We start from the raw sequence: 20,431 nt of genomic DNA, 5'->3' as shown, positions 1-20,431 counted from the left end.
GACGCCCCGCCAGTACGCCCACCGCCAGTACGCCCCCGCCAGTACAGCCCCCGGCTAGTACGCCACCCCCACCGCGCGCCGCACCGTCGCCGGGTCCGTCGTCAGCGCCAGCATCGCGTGGGCCACATCGGCCCGCGCGATCCTGGCGCCGCCGCGCGGGTTGCCGTCCAGCACCGTCCGGTACCGCCCCGTCAGCGGCGTGTCCACCAGTCGCGGCGGGCGCACCGCCGTCCAGTCCGTGCCGCTCTCGCGCATCGCCGCCTCCATGTCCCGCAGGTCGTCGTAGTGCGGCCGCAGGACCCGCGACACGACCGGCGTCATCAGCCGCAGCGCCAGCGTCTCGCCCTCCGGTACGGGACCCAGCGGCGCGGCGCTCACCGCGAGGAACCGCCGCGCCCCCTCCGCCTCCATCGCCCGCAGCACCGCCCGGGTCAGCGACGAGGCGATGCCCACCTGGGCGCGGGCGCGCGGCCCCAGCCCCGACAGGACCGCGTCCCGCCCCGCCACGGCGGGCCGCAGCGCCTCCGGGTCGTCCATGTGCGCCGCCGTGACGACCTCCAGTCGGCCGTTGTGCCGCTCGGCCCGCGCGGGCAGCCGGGACGGGTCGCGGACCACCGCCGTGACGTGGTGGCCCGCGTCCAGGGCCTGGCGGACGATCTCGCGGCCGATGCCGCCCGTCGCGCCGAACACGGTGATCCTCATGGCGTCCTCCCGGAGCGCGTGCGGAGGGTGGTGGTGAGCGTTCACTCACCACTAGGGTGGGTGAGTACACACTCACCGTCAAGCGCAAGCCCGGAGCCGCCCATGAAGCCCGCACGGGAACGGATCCTCGACGCCGCCCACGACCTGTGGCGCACGGTCGGCCTCGCCCGCACCACGACCAAGGAGATCGCCAGGGCGGCCGAGTGCTCCGAGGCGGCGCTCTACAAGTACTACGCGAGCAAGGAGGAGCTGTTCGCCGCCGTCCTGCGGGAGCGCCTCCCCACGCTGGGCCCCCTCATCGACCGGCTCGCCGCCGACCCGGGCGCCGACGGCCGCAGCGTCGAGCGGAACCTCACCGAGATCGCCAGCCAGGCCGCCCTCTTCTACGCCGAGAGCTTCCCGATCGCCGCGTCGCTGTACGCCGAGACCCGGCTCAAGGCCCGCCACTACCAGGCCATGCGGGACATGGGCACCGGCCCGCACACCCCCATCGAGGCCCTCGACGCCTACCTCCGCGTCGAGCGCGACGCCGGCCGCATCAGCCCCGGCGCCGACACCTTCGCCGCCGCGTCCCTGCTCCTCGGCGCCTGCGCCCAGCGCGCCTTCGCCTACGACGCGACCGTCGGCAAGGAGCCTCCGCAGGACGTGGACACCTTCGCCGCCGCCCTCGCCCGCACCCTGCTCACCGGCATCGCCTGACCGCCCGCCACCCCGCCACCCGGCAGGGCGCGGCGCCGCCCAGCCCCGCCAACCGGCACAGCGTCGCGCCGCTCAGCCCCGCCCGCCCCTGCCGTACGGCCCCGCGCCGCTCACCCCTGGGCCAGCCACGCGTCGATCCCGGACAGCAGCTTCGCGCGGATGTCCTCCGGCGCCACCGACCCCAGCACCGACTGCCGCGCCAGCTCCGCCAGCTCGGCGTCCGTGAAGCCGTGGTGGCGCCGCGCGATCTCGTACTGGTCCGCCAGCCGCGCCCCGAACAGCAGCGGGTCGTCCGCCCCCAGCGCCAACGGCACGCCCGCGTCGAACAACGTCCGCAGCGGTACGTGCTCGGGCTTCTCGTACACCCCGAGCGCCACGTTCGACGCCGGGCACACCTCGCAGGTCACGCCCTTGTCGGCGAGCCGCCGCAGCAGCCGCGGGTCCTCCACCGCCCGTACGCCGTGCCCGATGCGCGCCGCCCGCAGATCGTCCAAGCAGTCCCGTACGGACGCCGGGCCCGTCAGCTCACCGCCGTGCGGCGCGGCCAGCAGCCCGCCCTCCCGCGCGATCGCGAACGCCCGGTCGAAGTCCCGCGCCATCCCGCGCCGCTCGTCGTTCGACAGTCCGAACCCGACCACGCCCCGGTCCGCGTACCGCACCGCCAGCCGGGCCAGCGTGCGCGCGTCCAGCGGGTGCTTCATCCGGTTGGCCGCCACGACGACCCTGATCCCCAGGCCCGTGTCCCGCGAGGCCGCGTGCACCGCGTCCAGGATGATCTCCAGCGCCGGGATGAGACCGCCCAGTCTCGGCGCGTACGAGGTGGGGTCCACCTGGATCTCCAGCCACCCCGACCCGTCCCGTACGTCCTCCTCGGCGGCCTCCAGCACCAGGCGCCGGATGTCGTCCGGCTCCCGCAGGCACGACCGGGCGATGTCGTACAGCCGCTGGAACCGGAACCAGCCGCGCTCGTCGGTGGCCCGCAGGTCCGGCGGCTCCCCGCCGGTCAGCGCGTCGGGCAGGTGGACGCCGTACTTGTCGGCCAGCTCCAGCAGGGTGGACGGCCGCATCGAGCCCGTGAAGTGCAGATGCAGATGGGCCTTCGGCAGCAGTTTCAGATCGCGGACGTGCTCCATTCGTGGATCCTGCCGCAGACCGGCGCCCCGAAACAGCCCCTTTCGCCGAACGGGTACCCCCGGGAACGAAAGAACGGGCCCGGCCAAGAGCTCGGCCGGGCCCGCACAGGTCCCTGATACCAACCAGGTCAGTCGCGCGCCTCCGCCAGCAGCTTCTGCATCCGCGACACGCCCTCGACCAGGTCCTCGTCGCCCAGCGCGTAGGACAGCCGCAGGTAGCCCGGCGTACCGAACGCCTCACCCGGTACGACGGCGACCTCGGCCTCGTCCAGGATCAGCGCCGCCAGCTCCACGGACGTCTGCGGGCGCTTGCCCCGGATGTCCTTGCCGAGCAGCCCCTTCACCGACGGGTACGCGTAGAACGCGCCCTCCGGCGTCGGGCAGACCACGCCGTCGATCTCGTTCAGCATCCGCACGATCGTCTGGCGGCGCCGGTCGAACGCCGTGCGCATCTCCGCGACCGCGTCCAGGTTCCCCGAGACGGCGGCGAGCGCGGCCACCTGGGCGACGTTCGACACGTTGGACGTGGCGTGCGACTGGAGGTTCGTCGCGGCCTTCACCACGTCCTTCGGGCCGACGATCCACCCGACGCGCCAGCCCGTCATCGCGTACGTCTTCGCCACGCCGTTCACCACGACGCACTTGTCGCGCAGCTCGGGCACGAGCGCCGGCAGCGAGGTGAACGTCGCGTCGCCGTACACGAGGTGCTCGTAGATCTCGTCCGTCAGCACCCACAGGCCGTGCTCGACCGCCCAGCGGCCGATCGCCTCGGCGTCCTCGCGCGTGTAGACGGCGCCCGTCGGGTTGGACGGCGACACGAACAGGACGACCTTGGTGCGCTCCGTACGGGCCGCCTCCAGCTGCTCCACGGAGACGCGGTACCCGGTGGTCTCGTCGGCGACGACCTCCACCGGCACGCCGCCCGCGAGCCGGATCGACTCCGGGTACGTCGTCCAGTACGGGGCCGGGACGATGACCTCGTCGCCCGGGTCGAGGATCGCGGCGAACGCCTCGTAGATCGCCTGCTTGCCGCCGTTGGTGACGAGGATCTGGGAGGGGTCCACCTCGTACCCGGAGTCCCGCAGCGTCTTCGCGGCGATGGCGGCCTTCAGCTCGGGCAGGCCGCCGGCCGGCGTGTAGCGGTGGTACTTCGGGTTGCGGCAGGCCTCCACGGCCGCCTCGACGATGTAGTCGGGCGTCGGGAAGTCGGGCTCGCCCGCGCCGAAGCCGATCACCGGGCGCCCGGCGGCCTTGAGGGCCTTGGCCTTGGCGTCGACGGCGAGGGTCGCGGACTCGGAGATCGCGCCGATGCGGGCGGAGACCCGGCGCTCGGTCGGAGGAGTTGCAGCGCTCATACGGCCCATCGTCCCAGACCGCGCGGAGGCCGGGCGCACGGGTTTCGCCCAGCGGACACGGGCTCGGACACCTGTTCCCCGAGCGGCCGGGGAAGCGGCCGCGGAGGCTCCGCACGGGGGCCGGGGCGCCGGCCGGGCGAGGGGTCGGGGAAGGCGCCGGGGGAGGGGCCCGTCGGCGGCCGGAAGCGGCGGTCCCGGAAGGCGGCGCGAAGTCGGCCGGGGCTATCTGTTCGACGCGGCGGCCCTGACCACGTACACTCTCTGCTCGTTGGCCCTCACCAACCACGCCGATGAGCACCACTTCGGATGCGGTAGGTTGGGGGAGAACCACAAAGGGTCGTAGCTCAATTGGTAGAGCACTGGTCTCCAAAACCAGCGGTTGGGGGTTCAAGTCCCTCCGGCCCTGCTACACACACCGCCAGGATGTGTGCGCAGGTATGTACTTCATTGCACCGCCGTGCGGCTCCACCCGGGCGCGGCACGGCCGACCCGGAATCAGGTGAGAGACGTGACGGACGCCGTAGGCTCCATCGACATGCCTGATGCTGAGGACGAAGCGCCGGAGTCGAAGAAGAAGGGCCGCAAGGGCGGCAAGCGCGCCAAGAAGGGCCCGCTGGGCCGTCTCGCGCTCTTCTACCGTCAGATCGTCGCCGAGCTGCGCAAGGTCGTCTGGCCCACTCGTAACCAGCTGACCACGTACACGACGGTTGTGATCATCTTCGTAGTCATCATGATCGGCATGGTGACCGGCATCGACTACGGCTTCAAGGAAGCAGTCAAGTACGTCTTCGGCTGATTCCTGCGGAGGGCGCCCACCCCGGCGCCCCTTTTCGCATGTTCCACCCCATCTGTATCCAGGAAGAAGCAGCCACCGTGTCTGACCCGAACCTGAACGAGTCCGCCCAGGACGAGCTCGACGTCGTCGAGGCGGCCGACGAGGACCAGGCGGAAGCTGCGGACGCCGCTGTCGGCGAGGCGACCGAGGACGTCGAGACCGTCCGCGACGAGGACGACGAGACCGCCGAGGACGCGGACACCGAGGACGACGCGCAGGACGCCGAGGCCGCCGAGGACGAGACCGAGGCCGCGGACGAGGACGAGACCGAGGGTGACGAGGAGGCCGAGCCGGCCGCGCCCGTCGACCCCGTCGCCGCGCTCCGCGAGGAGCTGCGCGGCCTCCCCGGCGAGTGGTACGTGATCCACACCTACGCGGGCTACGAGAAGCGCGTGAAGGCCAACCTGGAGCAGCGCGCCGTCTCGCTGAACGTCGAGGACTTCATCTACCAGGCCGAGGTCCCCGAGGAAGAGATCGTCCAGATCAAGAACGGCGAGCGCAAGAACGTCCGGCAGAACAAGCTGCCCGGCTACGTGCTCGTCCGCATGGACCTGACGAACGAGTCCTGGGGCGTCGTGCGCAACACCCCCGGCGTCACCGGCTTCGTGGGCAACGCCTACGACCCGTACCCGCTGACGCTGGACGAGATCGTCAAGATGCTCGCCCCGGAGGCCGAGGAGAAGGCCGCCCGCGAGGCCGCCGAGGCCGAGGGCAAGCCGGCGCCCGCCCGCAAGGTCGAGGTCCAGGTCCTGGACTTCGAGGTCGGCGACTCCGTCACCGTCACCGACGGCCCGTTCGCGACGCTCCAGGCGACGATCAACGAGATCAACGCCGACTCGAAGAAGGTCAAGGGCCTCGTCGAGATCTTCGGTCGCGAGACCCCGGTCGAGCTCAGCTTCGACCAGATCCAGAAGAACTGACACCGTCGGTTCTCGTTCAGTCCTCGGGCAGGTCAGAGTGGCGTCTTCCGCCCTCTGACCTGCTCGGTTTTTGGACGCGCAGCCATACCCGTTATCGTTGTGCGGTATGCCTCCATCCGGATGATGTCGTACGACATCGGATGGCGGCCGAACACTCTCACTAGGACCCGGAGAGAGCTATGCCTCCCAAGAAGAAGAAGGTCACGGGGCTTATCAAGCTCCAGATCCAGGCCGGCGCCGCCAACCCGGCCCCGCCGGTCGGCCCCGCGCTGGGTCAGCACGGCGTCAACATCATGGAGTTCTGCAAGGCCTACAACGCCGCGACCGAGTCGCAGCGTGGCTGGGTCATCCCCGTGGAGATCACGGTCTACGAGGACCGCTCCTTCACCTTCATCACCAAGACGCCCCCGGCGTCGCGGATGATCCTGAAGGCCGCGGGTGTGGAGAAGGGCTCCGGCGAGCCGCACAAGACCAAGGTCGCGAAGCTGACGAGCGCCCAGGTCCGCGAGATCGCCACCACCAAGATGCCCGACCTCAACGCGAACGACCTGGACGCCGCCGAGAAGATCATCGCCGGCACCGCCCGTTCCATGGGCATCACGGTCGAGGGCTGAACAGCCCCCGTCAGTCCTCTTGTGGAAGGGCCACGCGCTGGCCCGGACCACGACTCCACACCCGAACTCAGGAGAAGAAGTTGAAGCGCAGCAAGGCTCTCCGCGGCGCGGACGCCAAGGTCGACCGGGAGCGTAACTACGCCCCCCTCGAGGCCGTCCGTCTCGCCAAGGACACCGCCACCACCAAGTTCGACGGCACCGTCGAGGTCGCCTTCCGCCTGGGCGTCGACCCGCGCAAGGCCGACCAGATGGTCCGCGGCACCGTGAACCTTCCGCACGGCACCGGCAAGACCGCCCGGGTCCTGGTCTTCGCGACCGGTGACCGTGCTGCGGCCGCGGAAGCCGCTGGCGCCGACATCGTCGGCTCCGACGAACTGATCGACGAGGTCGCGAAGGGGCGTCTGGACTTCGACGCCGTCGTCGCCACCCCGGACCTCATGGGCAAGGTCGGCCGCCTCGGCCGCGTCCTCGGCCCCCGTGGTCTGATGCCGAACCCGAAGACCGGCACGGTCACGATGGACGTCGCCAAGGCCGTGACGGACATCAAGGGCGGCAAGATCGAGTTCCGTGTCGACAAGCACGCGAACCTGCACTTCATCATCGGCAAGGTCTCCTTCGACGAGACCAAGCTGGTGGAGAACTACGCGGCCGCGCTGGAGGAGATCCTCCGTCTGAAGCCGTCCGCCGCGAAGGGCCGCTACATCAAGAAGGCGACCCTTTCCACGACCATGGGCCCTGGCATCCCGCTGGACGCCAACCGCACCCGCAACCTCCTCGTCGAGGAGGACCCGGCCGCGGTCTGAGCCTGACGGCTCGCACGGTTGTCCGAAACCGGCCCCCGCACCTCTCCGGAGGAGCGGGGGCCGGTTTTATTTCGTGCGAGGGTGTCAGTGGCATGGGTTAGCGTTCGAGTGAACCGAAGATCGCACGTATGTGTTGTGGGGGTGGGCCATGAAGGTGTCCGTACGCAGGCGCCTGGGAGTCTCGACGGTCGCCGTGGCGGTGCTGGCGGCCCTGGCGGGCTGCCAGAGCGGCGACGGCAAGAGCGAGGGCAAGGACGACCCGAAGAAGGCCGCGGACGCGCCGGCCGCCGAGCCGCAGTGGTCCTCGGCGCTCCAGGTGATCCAGACGGCGTACGAGAAGACGGCCGCCGCCAAGTCCGCCAAGGTGCGGATGACCATGACCGTGCCCGCGGGTGCCGCGGGAGCGGCCGGTGAGGCCGGCACCATGGAGATGAGCGGCGTGATGGGCTGGGAGCCCGGCATGATGGACATCACCATGAAGGGCTCCAGCGTGCTGGGCGCCCAGGGGGACGGCCCCGACACGATGCGCATGATCATGGTCAACGAGATCATGTACATGCACATGGGCGACAAGGCGTCGGCGGACCTGGACGGCAAGGAGTGGCTCAAGCTCGACTTCAAGGCGCTTGCGGCCAAGTCCGGTGACGCCGCGGTCCAGAAGCAGCTCACGGGCGGCCTGGACAACATGAACCAGGACCCGGCCAAGCAGCTGGCCCTGCTGCTCGACTCGCCGAACCTCAAGCACATCGGCCCGGAGAAGATCGACGGTGTCGAGGCGCAGCACTACAAGGGCTCGCTGACCGTCGAGGAGATGCTCGCCGCCAACAAGTCGCTGTCCGTGCTCTCCCAGAAGCAGCGCGACGAGATGGTCGCCAAGATGAAGCAGGGCGGCCTGACCTCGTACGACACGGAGGTCTGGGTCAACAAGGACGGCTACCCGGTGAAGATGGACGTCGGCATGCAGACGCCCGCCGGAAAGATCCAGATGTCCGCGACGTACTCGGACTACGGCACCAAGGCCGCCGTCCAGGCCCCGCCGCCGGCGAAGACCTTCGACTTCATGGAGATGATGGAGAAGCTCTCCGAGTCGATGAAGGACCCGGAAGGCGCCGAGGGCGCCACCGCCTGATCCACCCCCGGGCCCCGACCGGCCCCGGACCCCGGCCGACGGACGCCTCTGCCTGGACGCGGCCCCACTCCAACGCCCCCGAGCCGGGCCCCGGGCAAGCTCCGCGCCTCTGTCCTGGACGCTGCCCGTCATGCCCCAGCCCGAGCCGGGCTGGGGCACGACCCGGGCCGCCACCGATTCGGTCCCGGCCTGACCGGGCCTCCGTCCGACCTCGGCCTCCCGCTCAATCAGAGCCCCGGCCCTGTCGGGCGCAGTGCATGTCCCGAGCCTCGGCCGCCTGGGCGTTGCCGCGCACCACTGCCCTGGTCGTTGCCCCGTGCCCCAGCCTGAGCGGGGCTCGGTGATTGACCCGGGCCCCGGCCTCCGCCCGATCCAGGCCTCGGGCCTGTCGGGCGCCGGGCACGACCCGGGTCCGGGCCGGCCTGCGCCTGCCGCTCGATTCGGGCCCGGCCTGATGGGCCTCCGTCCTGGTTTGATCCTCGTGCTCGACCTGGTCCTGGGCCTGACCCGGTCCCGGGTGTGCTGCGAGCGCGTTCGGGCCCTTGTCTTCGCCTGATGCAGGCGCCCGGCCTGCTCCGGGCCCTGGGCACGCGCCGCGGCTCTGGCCTGGGCGCTGCCCCGCGCCTCCGCCCGACCCGGGCTCGGGCATGACCGGGCCTCCGCCCGATCCAGGCCTCCCGGCCAATCCGGGCCCCGGGCGTGACGGGCCCGCCCCTGACGGACGGGGGGGCATGTCCCGTGGCCACAGTCCTGGTCGTTGCCCCGTGCCCCGGCCCGAGCCGGGCTCTGGGCGTGACCAGGGCCTCCGCTCGATCCAGGACTTGGCCCCGATCCGGGCCACGGGCCTGAGCCTCCGCCTGATTTAGCGCGCGATCCGGGCCCGGGCGTGACGGGCCAGGCCCTGACGGGCCAGGCCCTGACGGGCCAGGCCCTGACGGGCCAGGCCCTGACGGGCCAGGCCCTGACGGGCCAGGCCCTGACGGGCCAGGCCCTGACGGGCCAGGCCCTGACGGGCCAGGCCCTGACGGGCCAGGCCCTGACGGGCCAGGCCCTGACGGGCCAGGCCCTGACGGGCCAGGCCCTGACGGGCCAGGCCCTGACGGGCCAGGCCCTGACGGGCCAGGCCCTGACGGGCCAGGCCCTGACGGGCAGAGAGCATGCCCAGCGACTCGCGCTGCCCCGCGCAATGAGCCCGGCTCGGGAGTGCCTCGGCGGACTACCGTGTCGTGGGCTGTCCGGTCGCAAGGACAGGCTCGGGACCCACCCGAAGCGGGGCAGGACGGGCCTGGGGCTCTGCCTGGTTCGCGGCTTGGGGCGGTCGGAGGTCGGGGCCGGCCGGCCTTGGGCCTTCCGCTCGATTCGGGCCTGGTACCGCCGAGTGCGGGGACGGGCGGATCGGGGGCTTCTGGTCGATTTGCTTGACGGCTGTCCGGTCCCGTACGCTTCCACAGAAGCCAAAGACCGCTGGTCGTAGTTGTGCCCGAAGGGGTTCAGCCGCCGAAGGATTCCGCTAGCTGCGGACGGCCCGCGTAGGTGACTGTGGATGTACTCCCGGGCATGCCGTCCGGTCGAGTCACGCCCCGTGCGCCTGCGCCGGGGCGTTTCGTTTTGCCCAGTCTCCTTCCTTCAGCCATCGCGGTCCGAATCACCCGGAAGGAGGCCGAGGCTCATGGCGAGGCCCGACAAGTCTGCTGCGGTTGCCGAGCTGACGGACAAGTTCCGCAGCTCGAACGCCGCCGTGCTGACCGAGTACCGCGGTCTCACCGTGGCACAGCTCAAGCAGCTGCGCCGTTCGCTCGGTGAGAACGCCCAGTACGCCGTGGTGAAGAACACGCTGACCAAGATTGCGGCCAACGAGGCCGGGATCACGTCGCTGGACGACCAGTTCACTGGTCCGACGGCGGTCGCCTTCATCACCGGTGACCCGGTGGAGTCGGCGAAGGGTCTTCGTGACTTCGCCAAGGACAACCCGAACCTGATCATCAAGGGCGGTGTCCTTGACGGCAAGGCGCTGTCCGCCGATGAGATCAAGAAGCTTGCGGACCTCGAGTCCCGCGAGGTTCTGCTCGCCAAGCTGGCGGGCGCCATGAAGGGCAAGCAGTCCCAGGCTGCCGCGCTCTTCCAGGCGCTCCCGTCGAAGCTCGTCCGCACCGTGGACGCGCTGCGCGCCAAGCAGGCCGAGCAGGGCGGTGCCGAGTAATTCGGCTCGCACATTGACCGCCGCCTGACCGGCGTCGGTCACAGCGGGCCCAACGTACGCCCGCCACACATGTACATCCGGCACCAGCCGAATTAGTGGAAGGACCGCCATCATGGCGAAGCTGTCTCAGGAAGACCTGCTCGCGCAGTTCGAGGAGATGACCCTCATCGAGCTCTCCGAGTTCGTGAAGGCGTTCGAGGAGAAGTTCGACGTCACCGCCGCCGCTCCGGTCGCCGTCGCCGCCGGTGTCCCGGGTGCCCCGGCCGCCGAGGCCGTCGAGGAGAAGGACGAGTTCGACGTCATCCTCACCGGCGCCGGTGACAAGAAGATCCAGGTCATCAAGGTCGTCCGTGAGCTGACCTCCCTGGGCCTGAAGGAGGCCAAGGACCTCGTCGACGGCACCCCGAAGCCGGTCCTCGAGAAGGTCAACAAGGAGGCCGCCGACAAGGCTGCCGAGGCCCTCAAGGGCGCCGGCGCGGCCGTCGAGGTCAAGTGACCTCCTGCGGGTCTCCTGACTCGCGCTGACGCCCCCTGAGGGCGTCCCCAAGGGCGATCACCCATCCGGGTGATCGCCCTTCGGCGTACACGCGGCGCCTGTCGTCCACCCGTACGGGGACGGAGTATGGTGATCTTCGCCGTGCGCCCCGCGAGGCCGGGGGCCTTGACGAACCGCACGCCGCGCGCAATTCTCAGGACGCGTCGTCACACGATCCGTATCCGAGGCATGGATCGACGACCGAACGGGCAGTATCGATGTGCGCCGAGGCGCGAGGTGCCGCGGAGATGAGAACAACGAGGGTCGAGATTGACCGCCCTGGACATCAGTGGGCCAAGTGGCTACACTGACCCTTTGCGCTGCCTGTTAGCTGCTCCCTGCCCGTCACCAGGGGCATCCCCTTGCGAGAGCACCGTTGACCGAATGCCCTGACCTGGGATTTCGGGTCTTCTTGCTCGGCTTGGGACCGGTACGCGCGTAGTGAGTCCGAGCCCTCGGAAGGACCCCCTCTTGGCCGCCTCGCGCAACGCCTCGACCGCGAATACGAACAACGGCGCAAGCACCGCCCCGCTGCGCATCTCCTTTGCAAAGATCAAGGAGCCCCTCGAGGTTCCGAACCTCCTCGCGCTGCAGACCGAGAGCTTTGACTGGCTGCTCGGCAACGCCGCGTGGAAGGCTCGTGTCGAGGCGGCTCTCGAGAACGGACAGGACGTCCCCACCAAGTCCGGTCTGGAAGAGATCTTCGAGGAGATCTCGCCGATCGAGGACTTCTCCGGGTCGATGTCGCTGACCTTCCGCGACCACCGCTTCGAGCCCCCGAAGAACTCCATCGACGAGTGCAAGGAGCGCGACTTCACGTACGCCGCGCCGCTCTTCGTCACGGCCGAGTTCACCAACAACGAGACCGGCGAGATCAAGTCCCAGACGGTCTTCATGGGCGACTTCCCGCTCATGACCAACAAGGGCACCTTCGTCATCAACGGCACCGAGCGTGTCGTGGTGTCGCAGCTCGTCCGCTCGCCGGGTGTGTACTTCGACTCGTCCATCGACAAGACGTCCGACAAGGACATCTTCTCCGCCAAGATCATCCCCTCCCGGGGTGCCTGGCTGGAGATGGAGATCGACAAGCGCGACATGGTCGGTGTCCGCATCGACCGCAAGCGCAAGCAGTCCGTCACCGTCCTCCTCAAGGCGCTCGGCTGGACCACCGAGCAGATCCTCCAGGAGTTCGGCGAGTACGAGTCCATGCGCGCCACCCTGGAGAAGGACCACACCCAGGGCCAGGACGACGCGCTGCTCGACATCTACCGCAAGCTCCGTCCGGGCGAGCCCCCGACGCGTGAGGCCGCGCAGACGCTGCTCGAGAACCTCTACTTCAACCCCAAGCGCTACGACCTGGCCAAGGTCGGCCGCTACAAGGTCAACAAGAAGCTCGGGGCCGACGAGCCGCTCGACGCCGGTGTCCTGACCGTCGACGACATCATCGCGACGATCAAGTACCTGGTGAAGCTGCACGCCGGTGAGACCGAGACCGTCGGCGAGAACGGCTCGACCATCGTGGTCGAGACGGACGACATCGACCACTTCGGCAACCGTCGTCTGCGCAACGTCGGCGAGCTCATCCAGAACCAGGTCCGCACGGGTCTGGCGCGGATGGAGCGCGTGGTGCGCGAGCGCATGACGACCCAGGACGTCGAGGCGATCACGCCGCAGACCCTGATCAACATCCGGCCGGTCGTCGCCTCCATCAAGGAGTTCTTCGGCACCAGCCAGCTGTCGCAGTTCATGGACCAGAACAACCCGCTGTCCGGGCTGACGCACAAGCGTCGTCTGTCCGCGCTCGGCCCGGGTGGTCTGTCCCGTGAGCGGGCCGGCTTCGAGGTCCGAGACGTGCACCCGTCCCACTACGGACGCATGTGCCCGATCGAGACCCCCGAAGGCCCGAACATCGGTCTGATCGGTTCGCTCGCCTCCTACGGCCGCGTCAACGCGTTCGGCTTCGTCGAGACGCCGTACCGCAAGGTCGTCGACGGCCAGGTCACCGACGAGGTCGACTACCTGACCGCCGACGAGGAGGACCGCTTCGTCATCGCCCAGGCCAACGCCGGCCTGACCGAGGACATGCGCTTCGCCGAGAACCGCGTGCTCGTCCGCCGCCGTGGCGGCGAGGTCGACTACGTCGCCGGTGACGACGTGGACTACATGGACGTCTCGCCGCGCCAGATGGTGTCGGTCGCGACCGCCATGATCCCGTTCCTCGAGCACGACGACGCCAACCGCGCCCTCATGGGCGCGAACATGATGCGCCAGGCCGTGCCGCTGATTAAGTCCGAGGCCCCGCTCGTCGGCACCGGCATGGAGTACCGCTCCGCCGTCGACGCCGGTGACGTGGTCAAGGCCGAAAAGGACGGTGTGGTCCAGGAGCTCTCCGCGGACTACATCACCGTCGCCAACGACGACGGCACGTACATCACGTACCGCCTGGCCAAGTTCGCCCGCTCCAACCAGGGCACCTCGGTCAACCAGAAGGTCGTCGTCGCCGAGGGCGACCGGGTCATCGAGGGCCAGGTCCTGGCCGACGGCCCGGCCACCGAGAACGGCGAGATGGCGCTCGGCAAGAACCTCCTCGTGGCGTTCATGCCGTGGGAGGGCCACAACTACGAGGACGCGATCATCCTGTCGCAGCGCCTCGTCCAGGACGACGTCCTCTCCTCGATCCACATCGAGGAGCACGAGGTCGACGCCCGTGACACCAAGCTGGGCCCCGAGGAGATCACCCGGGACATCCCGAACGTCTCCGAGGAGGTCCTCGCCGACCTCGACGAGCGCGGCATCATCCGCATCGGTGCCGAGGTCGTCGCCGGTGACATCCTGGTCGGCAAGGTCACCCCGAAGGGTGAGACCGAGCTGACCCCGGAGGAGCGCCTGCTCCGCGCGATCTTCGGCGAGAAGGCCCGTGAGGTCCGCGACACCTCGCTGAAGGTGCCGCACGGCGAGACCGGCAAGGTCATCGGTGTGCGCGTCTTCGACCGCGAGGAGGGCGACGAGCTGCCCCCGGGCGTGAACCAGCTGGTCCGCGTCTACGTGGCGCAGAAGCGCAAGATCACCGACGGTGACAAGCTCGCCGGCCGCCACGGCAACAAGGGTGTCATCTCCAAGATCCTGCCGATCGAGGACATGCCGTTCCTGGAGGACGGCACCCCGGTCGACATCATCCTCAACCCGCTCGGTGTGCCGTCCCGAATGAACCCGGGACAGGTCCTGGAGATCCACCTCGGCTGGCTCGCCAGCCAGGGCTGGGACGTCTCCGGGCTCGCCGACGACTGGGCCAAGCGGCTCCAGTCCATCGGCGCCGACCGTGTCGAGCCCCGCACCAACGTCGCGACCCCGGTCTTCGACGGTGCCCGCGAGGACGAGCTGGCCGGTCTGCTGGAGCACACCCTCCCGAACCGCGACGGCGACCGCCTCATGCTGCCGTCCGGCAAGGCGCGCCTGTTCGACGGCCGCTCCGGCGAGCCGTTCCCGGACCCGATCTCGGTCGGGTACATGTACATCCTCAAGCTCCACCACCTGGTCGACGACAAGCTGCACGCCCGCTCGACCGGTCCCTACTCGATGATCACCCAGCAGCCGCTGGGTGGTAAGGCTCAGTTCGGTGGCCAGCGCTTCGGTGAGATGGAGGTGTGGGCGCTGGAGGCTTACGGCGCCGCGTACGCCCTCCAGGAGCTCCTGACCATCAAGTCCGACGATGTCACCGGCCGCGTGAAGGTCTACGAGGCCATCGTCAAGGGCGAGAACATCCCCGAGCCCGGCATCCCGGAGTCCTTCAAGGTGCTCATCAAGGAGATGCAGTCCCTGTGCCTCAACGTGGAGGTGCTGTCCTCGGACGGCATGTCCATCGAGATGCGCGACACCGACGAGGACGTCTTCCGCGCAGCGGAGGAGCTCGGCATCGACCTGTCCCGGCGCGAGCCGAGCAGCGTCGAAGAGGTCTGACGGGTTTGCCGGCCGGACCCCACGGGGTCCGGCCGGCCTCCCAGCGACCCGTACAGACCATTGATTGACACGAACCCTGAGAGGGATTGACGCATAGTGCTCGACGTCAACTTCTTCGACGAGCTGCGGATCGGCCTGGCCACCGCGGACGACATCCGGCAGTGGTCCCACGGCGAGGTCAAGAAGCCGGAGACCATCAACTACCGCACCCTGAAGCCCGAAAAGGACGGACTCTTCTGCGAGAAGATCTTCGGCCCGACCCGGGACTGGGAGTGCTACTGCGGCAAGTACAAGCGCGTCCGCTTCAAGGGCATCATCTGTGAGCGGTGTGGCGTCGAGGTCACCCGCGCCAAGGTGCGCCGTGAGCGGATGGGCCACATCGAGCTCGCCGCCCCCGTCACCCACATCTGGTACTTCAAGGGCGTCCCGTCCCGGCTGGGCTACCTGCTGGACCTCGCCCCGAAGGACCTGGAAAAGGTCATCTACTTCGCGGCGTACATGATCACGTACGTCGACGAGGAGCGCCGCCAGCGCGACCTGCCGTCGCTGGAGGCCCACGTCTCCGTCGAGCGCCAGCAGATCGAGCAGCGCCGCGACGCCGACCTGGAGGCCCGCGCCAAGAAGCTCGAGACCGACCTGGCCGAGCTGGAGGCCGAGGGCGCCAAGGCCGACGTGCGGCGCAAGGTTCGCGAGGGCGCCGAGCGCGAGATGAAGCAGCTCCGCGACCGCGCCCAGCGCGAGATCGACCGCCTCGACGAGGTGTGGAGCCGCTTCAAGAACCTCAAGGTCCAGGACCTCGAGGGCGACGAGCTGCTCTACCGCGAGCTGCGCGACCGGTTCGGCACCTACTTCGACGGTTCGATGGGCGCCGCCGCGCTCCAGAAGCGGCTGGAGTCCTTCGACCTGGAGGAGGAGGCCGAGAAGCTCCGCGAGATCATCCGCACGGGCAAGGGCCAGAAGAAGACCCGCGCGCTCAAGCGCCTCAAGGTCGTCTCCGCCTTCCTCCAGACCAGCAACAGCCCCAAGGGCATGGTGCTGGACTGCGTCCCGGTGATCCCGCCGGACCTGCGTCCGATGGTGCAGCTGGACGGTGGCCGCTTCGCGACCTCCGACCTGAACGACCTGTACCGCCGCGTCATCAACCGCAACAACCGCCTGAAGCGGCTTCTCGACCTCGGCGCGCCCGAGATCATCGTGAACAACGAGAAGCGCATGCTCCAGGAGGCCGTGGACGCGCTCTTCGACAACGGCCGTCGCGGCCGCCCGGTCACGGGCCCCGGCAACCGTCCGCTGAAGTCGCTGTCCGACATGCTCAAGGGCAAGCAGGGCCGCTTCCGTCAGAACCTGCTCGGCAAGCGAGTCGACTACTCGGCGCGTTCCGTGATCGTCGTCGGCCCGCAGCTGAAGCTGCACCAGTGCGGTCTGCCCAAGGCCATGGCGCTGGAGCTCTTCAAGCCGTTCGTGATGAAGCGCCTGGTGGACCTGAACCACGCGCAGAACATCAAGTCGGCCAAGCGCATGGTCGAGCGCGGCCGCACGGTCGTGTACGACGTGCTCGAAGAGGTCATCGCCGAGCACCCGGTTCTGCTGAACCGTGCGCCCACGCTGCACCGCCTCGGCATCCAGGCCTTCGAGCCGCAGCTGGTCGAGGGCAAGGCCATCCAGATCCACCCGCTCGTCTGCACCGCGTTCAACGCGGACTTCGACGGTGACCAGATGGCCGTCCACCTGCCGCTCTCCGCGGAGGCGCAGGCCGAGGCGCGCATCCTGATGCTGTCCTCGAACAACATCCTCAAGCCGGCCGACGGCCGTCCGGTCACCATGCCGACCCAGGACATGGTGCTGGGCCTCTTCTTCCTCACCACGGACGAGGAGGAGCGCGAGGTCAAGGGCGAGGGCCGCGCCTTCAACTCCACCGCCGAGGCGATCATGGCCTTCGACGCCCGGGAGCTCTCGCTCCAGGCCAAGGTGGACATCCGCTTCCCGATCGGCTCCGTCCCGCCCCGCGGCTGGACCCCGCCGGTCAACGAGGACGGGGAGACCGACTGGCAGCCGGGCGACAGCTTCCGGCTCCGGACGACCCTGGGCCGCGCGCTCTTCAACGAGCTGCTGCCCGAGGACTACCCGTTCGTGGACTACACGGTCGGCAAGAAGCAGCTCTCCGAGATCGTCAACGACCTCGCCGAGCGCTACCCGAAGGTCATCGTGGCGGCGACGCTCGACAACCTGAAGGCGGCCGGCTTCTACTGGGCCACCCGCTCCGGCGTCACCGTCGCCATCTCGGACGTCGTCGTCCCGGAGGCGAAGAAGGAGATCGTCCGCGGCTACGAGGCCCAGGACGAGAAGGTCCAGAAGCAGTACGAGCGCGGTCTGATCACCAAGGACGAGCGCACGCAGGAGCTCATCGCGATCTGGACCAAGGCGACCAACGAGGTCGCCGAGGCCATGAACGAGAACTTCCCGAAGACGAACCCGATCTTCATGATGGTGAACTCGGGCGCTCGAGGAAACATGATGCAGATGCGCCAGATCGCGGGTATGCGCGGTCTGGTGTCGAACGCCAAGAACGAGACGATCCCGCGTCCCATCAAGGCGTCCTTCCGCGAGGGCCTGTCCGTGCTGGAGTACTTCATCTCCACGCACGGTGCCCGTAAGGGTCTCGCCGACACCGCCCTGCGTACCGCCGACTCGGGTTACCTGACCCGTCGTCTGGTGGACGTCTCGCAGGACGTGATCATCCGCGAGGAGGACTGTGGCACCGACCGCGGTCTGAAGCTGCGGATCGGCGTGCGCGACGAGGCCGGTGTCCTGCGCAAGGCGGACGACGTCGAGACGTCCGTGTACGCGCGGATGCTCGCCGAGGACGTCGTCGTGGACGGCAAGGTCATCGCGCCGGCCAACGTGGACCTGGGCGATGTGCTCATCGACCAGCTCATCGCTGCGGGTGTCGAGCAGGTCAAGACCCGCTCGGTCCTCACCTGCGAGTCCGCGGTCGGCACGTGTGCGTACTGCTACGGCCGTTCGCTCGCCACCGGCAAGCTGGTCGACATCGGTGAGGCGGTCGGCATCATCGCCGCCCAGTCCATCGGTGAGCCCGGCACCCAGCTGACGATGCGTACCTTCCACACCGGTGGTGTGGCCGGTGACGACATCACGCAGGGTCTGCCGCGTGTCGTCGAGCTCTTCGAGGCCCGTTCCCCGAAGGGTATGGCGCCGATCGCCGAGGCCTCCGGCCGCGTGCGGATCGAGGAGACCGAGAAGACCAAGAAGATCGTCATCACGCCGGACGACGGCAGCGACGAGACGGCGTACCCGATCTCGAAGCGCGCCCGTGTCCTGGTCGGCGAGGGCGACCACGTCCAGGTGGGCCAGAAGCTCACCGTGGGTACCGAGAACCCGCACGACGTGCTGCGCATCCTCGGCCAGCGGGCCGTTCAGGTCCACCTGGTCGGCGAGGTGCAGAAGGTCTACAACTCGCAGGGTGTGTCGATCCACGACAAGCACATCGAGATCATCATCCGGCAGATGCTGCGCCGTGTGACGATCATCGAGTCCGGCGACGCGGAGCTGCTGCCGGGCGAGCTCGTGGAGCGCTCGCGCTTCGAGCAGGAGAACCGTCGTGTGGTCCAGGAAGGCGGCCACCCGGCCTCCGGCCGTCCGCAGCTGATGGGTATCACCAAGGCGTCGCTGGCGACGGAGTCGTGGCTGTCCGCGGCCTCCTTCCAGGAGACGACCAGGGTCCTGACGGACGCGGCGATCAACGCCAAGTCCGACTCCCTGATCGGCCTCAAGGAGAACGTCATTATCGGTAAGCTCATCCCGGCCGGTACGGGTCTGTCCCGCTACCGCAACATCCGGGTCGAGCCGACCGAGGAGGCCAAGGCCGCGATGTACTCGGCCGTCGGCTACGACGACATCGACTACTCGCCGTTCGGCACGGGCTCCGGCCAGGCCGTTCCGCTGGAGGACTACGACTACGGTCCGTACAACCAGTAAGCGAGTCGCCTGAACCGAAGGGCGGTCACCCCCGTGGGGGTGGCCGCCCTTCGGCGTACCCCGGCGGCCCGGCCGCGCGGGCGGCGTCAGCGGGCGGTGAGCTGCCAGAGGGTGGCCAGCAGCCCGGCGCTCGCGGTGAGCGCGGCGATGCTGGTCAGCGGCCAGCGGGCGCGTTCCAGGGCGTCGATGCGGGACTCCATGTCGGCGAGCTGCTTGTCGGTCTGGTCGCTGCGCTGGACGAGCAGCGCGAGCGACCCGTCCACACGGGCGAACCCGGCTTCCAGCGTGCCGCGCATCCGTTCCAGCTCGACCGCTACCGTGACCGGGTCGTTCGGCTGGTCAGAATCGATCATCGGCACCCCCCGGTGTGGTGCGCAGCCAGCCCGGCAGCAGGCGCTGGACGGCGTCGAGGGCCATGATCCGGGTGAGCGCGCCCGCGACGGCGAGTGCCCCGGCGACCCACGGCAGGGTGGCCGGGACACCGGCGGCGTCGGTGATCGCGGGCAGCACGACGGCGATGCCGACGGCGGTCTGGAGGACGGTTCGGGCCGTGCGCTTGGCGGCGTCGGACATGGGTGGTGCTCCTTACGGGGGTGCGTGGCTCACGGGGTGTACGGGACCTTCAGCACGTTCCAGGAGGCGGCGCCCGGCCAGCCGTCGGCGTCGGCGCCGGTGAAGCCGAGCTTGCGCTGCCAGGCCGCGTACGACCTCCGGTCGGCCTCCGACCAGCGCGGGCCGGGGCCCACCTGGTAGCGGCCGCAGCCCTCGGCGACGAGCCTGCGGCCCATCGCGGTGATGACCGGCGAGCTGGGGTTGGAGCGGAAGAACGCGGTGCCGGGGAAGGGCTGGTAGCGGGGCGTGGCGGGCTTCGGGGCGGGCGTCCCGCCGGACGGGGCGGCGCCGAGCCTCCGCTGGACCCGCTCGCGCATCCCGGGCATGGCGAACCCGCGCGGGTCGCTCTTGTGGTCGGACCACTCCAGGTGGCCGATCACGGACTTGGCGCCCCAGCCGTGCGCCCGGCACAGCGCGGCGCTGGCGCGTTCGATCGCGTCGAGCTGGGCGGGCGGCCACGGGTCGGCGCCGTCGCCGAGGTTGACGCACTCGAAGCCGTAGAAGCGGGCGTTGCCGTCGACGGCGTGCGCGCTGCCCTGGTGGGCGCGGGGGACGGGCGGCCTGGCCCCGTACGTCTCGGTGGTCACCGCCTGGAGGACGGACGGGTCGCCTCCGCCCGCGTGGTTGGCGCGGCCGTTGCCCACGAGGTGGACGGCGCCGTCCTTGGTGATGACGCCGTGGCACAGCGGGCCGGGCAGGCGGTCGTAGCCGTTGGCGCACAGTTCGACGGAGGCGGTGGTGCCGCTGGTGACGGTGTGGTGGATCATCACGCCGTTGACCGGGCCCCAGGCGCCCGTGTGGTTGCGGTTGCGGGTGCGCCAGCCGGGGTGTTCGACGACGCGGACGCCCTCGGCGCGCAGGGCGGCGAGGAGCCGGTCGGGGGAGAGGGGGACTGCCATCGGTGGGTCTCCTCGTCGTGGGATGGGGGCGCCCGGCCCGCC

17 protein-coding genes and 1 tRNA gene are annotated in these 20,431 nt (G+C 69.7%); 11 read left to right on the top strand and 7 right to left on the bottom strand.

The annotated features are described in order from the left end of the window. Positions 1 to 54 precede the first annotated feature (54 nt). Positions 55 to 702: an NAD(P)-dependent oxidoreductase gene (locus J116_RS10725; protein ID WP_023587076.1), complete on the bottom strand. Its 648-nt coding sequence runs from the start codon at positions 700 to 702 to the stop codon at positions 55 to 57. A 102-nt stretch (positions 703 to 804) separates the two neighbouring features. Here J116_RS10725 and J116_RS10720 point away from each other — a divergent pair, with 102 nt between their 5' ends. Continuing rightward, positions 805 to 1,401 carry a TetR/AcrR family transcriptional regulator gene (locus tag J116_RS10720; RefSeq protein WP_023587075.1) on the top strand — a complete coding sequence of 199 codons (597 nt, stop codon included), beginning with the start codon at positions 805 to 807 and terminating at the stop codon, positions 1,399 to 1,401. A gap of 110 nt (positions 1,402 to 1,511) precedes the next feature. On the opposite strand, the gene J116_RS10715 is transcribed toward J116_RS10720, so the two are convergent. Then, positions 1,512 to 2,534 carry an adenosine deaminase gene (locus J116_RS10715; protein ID WP_023587074.1) on the bottom strand — a complete coding sequence of 341 codons (1,023 nt, stop codon included), beginning with the start codon at positions 2,532 to 2,534 and terminating at the stop codon, positions 1,512 to 1,514. A gap of 128 nt (positions 2,535 to 2,662) precedes the next feature. Further along, positions 2,663 to 3,889 carry a pyridoxal phosphate-dependent aminotransferase gene (locus tag J116_RS10710; protein WP_023587073.1) on the bottom strand — a complete coding sequence of 409 codons (1,227 nt, stop codon included), beginning with the start codon at positions 3,887 to 3,889 and terminating at the stop codon, positions 2,663 to 2,665. A gap of 333 nt (positions 3,890 to 4,222) precedes the next feature. Here J116_RS10710 and J116_RS10705 point away from each other — a divergent pair. The 6 genes from J116_RS10705 to J116_RS10680 all read left to right on the top strand — a co-directional run bounded on the left by J116_RS10705 (position 4,223) and on the right by J116_RS10680 (position 8,190). Then, positions 4,223 to 4,295 (top strand) — tRNA-Trp (locus J116_RS10705). Positions 4,296 to 4,397: 102 nt separating this feature from the next. After that, positions 4,398 to 4,685, top strand: coding sequence for a preprotein translocase subunit SecE (secE, locus tag J116_RS10700; protein ID WP_023587072.1), 288 nt, complete (start codon positions 4,398 to 4,400; stop codon positions 4,683 to 4,685). A 77-nt stretch (positions 4,686 to 4,762) separates the two neighbouring features. After that, positions 4,763 to 5,644, top strand: a complete 882-nt coding sequence (gene nusG, locus J116_RS10695; RefSeq protein ID WP_023587071.1) for a transcription termination/antitermination protein NusG — start codon at positions 4,763 to 4,765, stop codon at positions 5,642 to 5,644. Positions 5,645 to 5,823: 179 nt separating this feature from the next. Continuing rightward, complete coding sequence (rplK, locus tag J116_RS10690) at positions 5,824 to 6,258, top strand: 50S ribosomal protein L11 (RefSeq protein WP_023587070.1); 435 nt, start codon at positions 5,824 to 5,826, stop codon at positions 6,256 to 6,258. Positions 6,259 to 6,338: 80 nt separating this feature from the next. Continuing rightward, positions 6,339 to 7,061: a 50S ribosomal protein L1 gene (gene rplA / locus J116_RS10685; RefSeq protein WP_023587069.1), complete on the top strand. Its 723-nt coding sequence runs from the start codon at positions 6,339 to 6,341 to the stop codon at positions 7,059 to 7,061. Positions 7,062 to 7,209: 148 nt separating this feature from the next. Further along, a complete protein-coding gene (locus J116_RS10680; RefSeq protein WP_023587068.1) occupies positions 7,210 to 8,190 on the top strand; it encodes a hypothetical protein in 981 nt (326 codons plus the stop codon). Between the two features lie 862 nt (positions 8,191 to 9,052). Here the strand turns inward: J116_RS10680 and J116_RS29705 are convergent. Further along, positions 9,053 to 9,349 carry a hypothetical protein gene (locus J116_RS29705; protein ID WP_161492112.1) on the bottom strand — a complete coding sequence of 99 codons (297 nt, stop codon included), beginning with the start codon at positions 9,347 to 9,349 and terminating at the stop codon, positions 9,053 to 9,055. Between the two features lie 510 nt (positions 9,350 to 9,859). On the opposite strand from J116_RS29705, the gene rplJ reads away from it, so the two are divergent. The 4 genes from rplJ to J116_RS10650 all read left to right on the top strand — a co-directional run bounded on the left by rplJ (position 9,860) and on the right by J116_RS10650 (position 18,878). Further along, complete coding sequence (rplJ, locus tag J116_RS10665) at positions 9,860 to 10,390, top strand: 50S ribosomal protein L10 (RefSeq protein WP_023587065.1); 531 nt, start codon at positions 9,860 to 9,862, stop codon at positions 10,388 to 10,390. 112 nt (positions 10,391 to 10,502) lie between these two features. Continuing rightward, on the top strand, positions 10,503 to 10,886 hold the full coding sequence (gene rplL, locus J116_RS10660) for a 50S ribosomal protein L7/L12 (RefSeq protein WP_023587064.1): 384 nt from the start codon (positions 10,503 to 10,505) through the stop codon (positions 10,884 to 10,886). Positions 10,887 to 11,396: 510 nt separating this feature from the next. After that, a complete protein-coding gene (gene rpoB, locus J116_RS10655; protein ID WP_028963913.1) occupies positions 11,397 to 14,882 on the top strand; it encodes a DNA-directed RNA polymerase subunit beta in 3,486 nt (1,161 codons plus the stop codon). Positions 14,883 to 14,978: 96 nt separating this feature from the next. Then, positions 14,979 to 18,878, top strand: coding sequence for a DNA-directed RNA polymerase subunit beta' (locus tag J116_RS10650; RefSeq protein WP_023587062.1), 3,900 nt, complete (start codon positions 14,979 to 14,981; stop codon positions 18,876 to 18,878). Between the two features lie 86 nt (positions 18,879 to 18,964). Here the strand turns inward: J116_RS10650 and J116_RS10645 are convergent, their stop codons facing one another. Genes J116_RS10645 through J116_RS10635 form a run of 3 tightly spaced genes read right to left on the bottom strand, consistent with a single transcriptional unit; the run spans position 18,965 to position 20,389 of the window. Further along, the gene (locus J116_RS10645) at positions 18,965 to 19,231 is read right to left on the bottom strand and encodes a hypothetical protein (RefSeq protein ID WP_023587061.1); all 267 of its coding nucleotides are present in this window, start codon (positions 19,229 to 19,231) and stop codon (positions 18,965 to 18,967) included. Beyond that, positions 19,218 to 19,451: a hypothetical protein gene (locus J116_RS10640; protein ID WP_023587060.1), complete on the bottom strand. Its 234-nt coding sequence runs from the start codon at positions 19,449 to 19,451 to the stop codon at positions 19,218 to 19,220. Before J116_RS10640 ends, J116_RS10645 begins: the two co-directional genes overlap by 14 nt. 29 nt (positions 19,452 to 19,480) lie before the next feature. Continuing rightward, positions 19,481 to 20,389, bottom strand: coding sequence for a peptidoglycan-binding protein (locus J116_RS10635; RefSeq protein ID WP_023587059.1), 909 nt, complete (start codon positions 20,387 to 20,389; stop codon positions 19,481 to 19,483). Positions 20,390 to 20,431: the final 42 nt, after the last annotated feature.

Source organism: Streptomyces thermolilacinus SPC6 (assembly GCF_000478605.2).
GTDB classification, from domain to species: domain Bacteria; phylum Actinomycetota; class Actinomycetes; order Streptomycetales; family Streptomycetaceae; genus Streptomyces; species Streptomyces thermolilacinus.
Note: the sequence above shows the minus strand (reverse complement) of the source record. Positions and strands in the feature narration are given on the sequence as shown.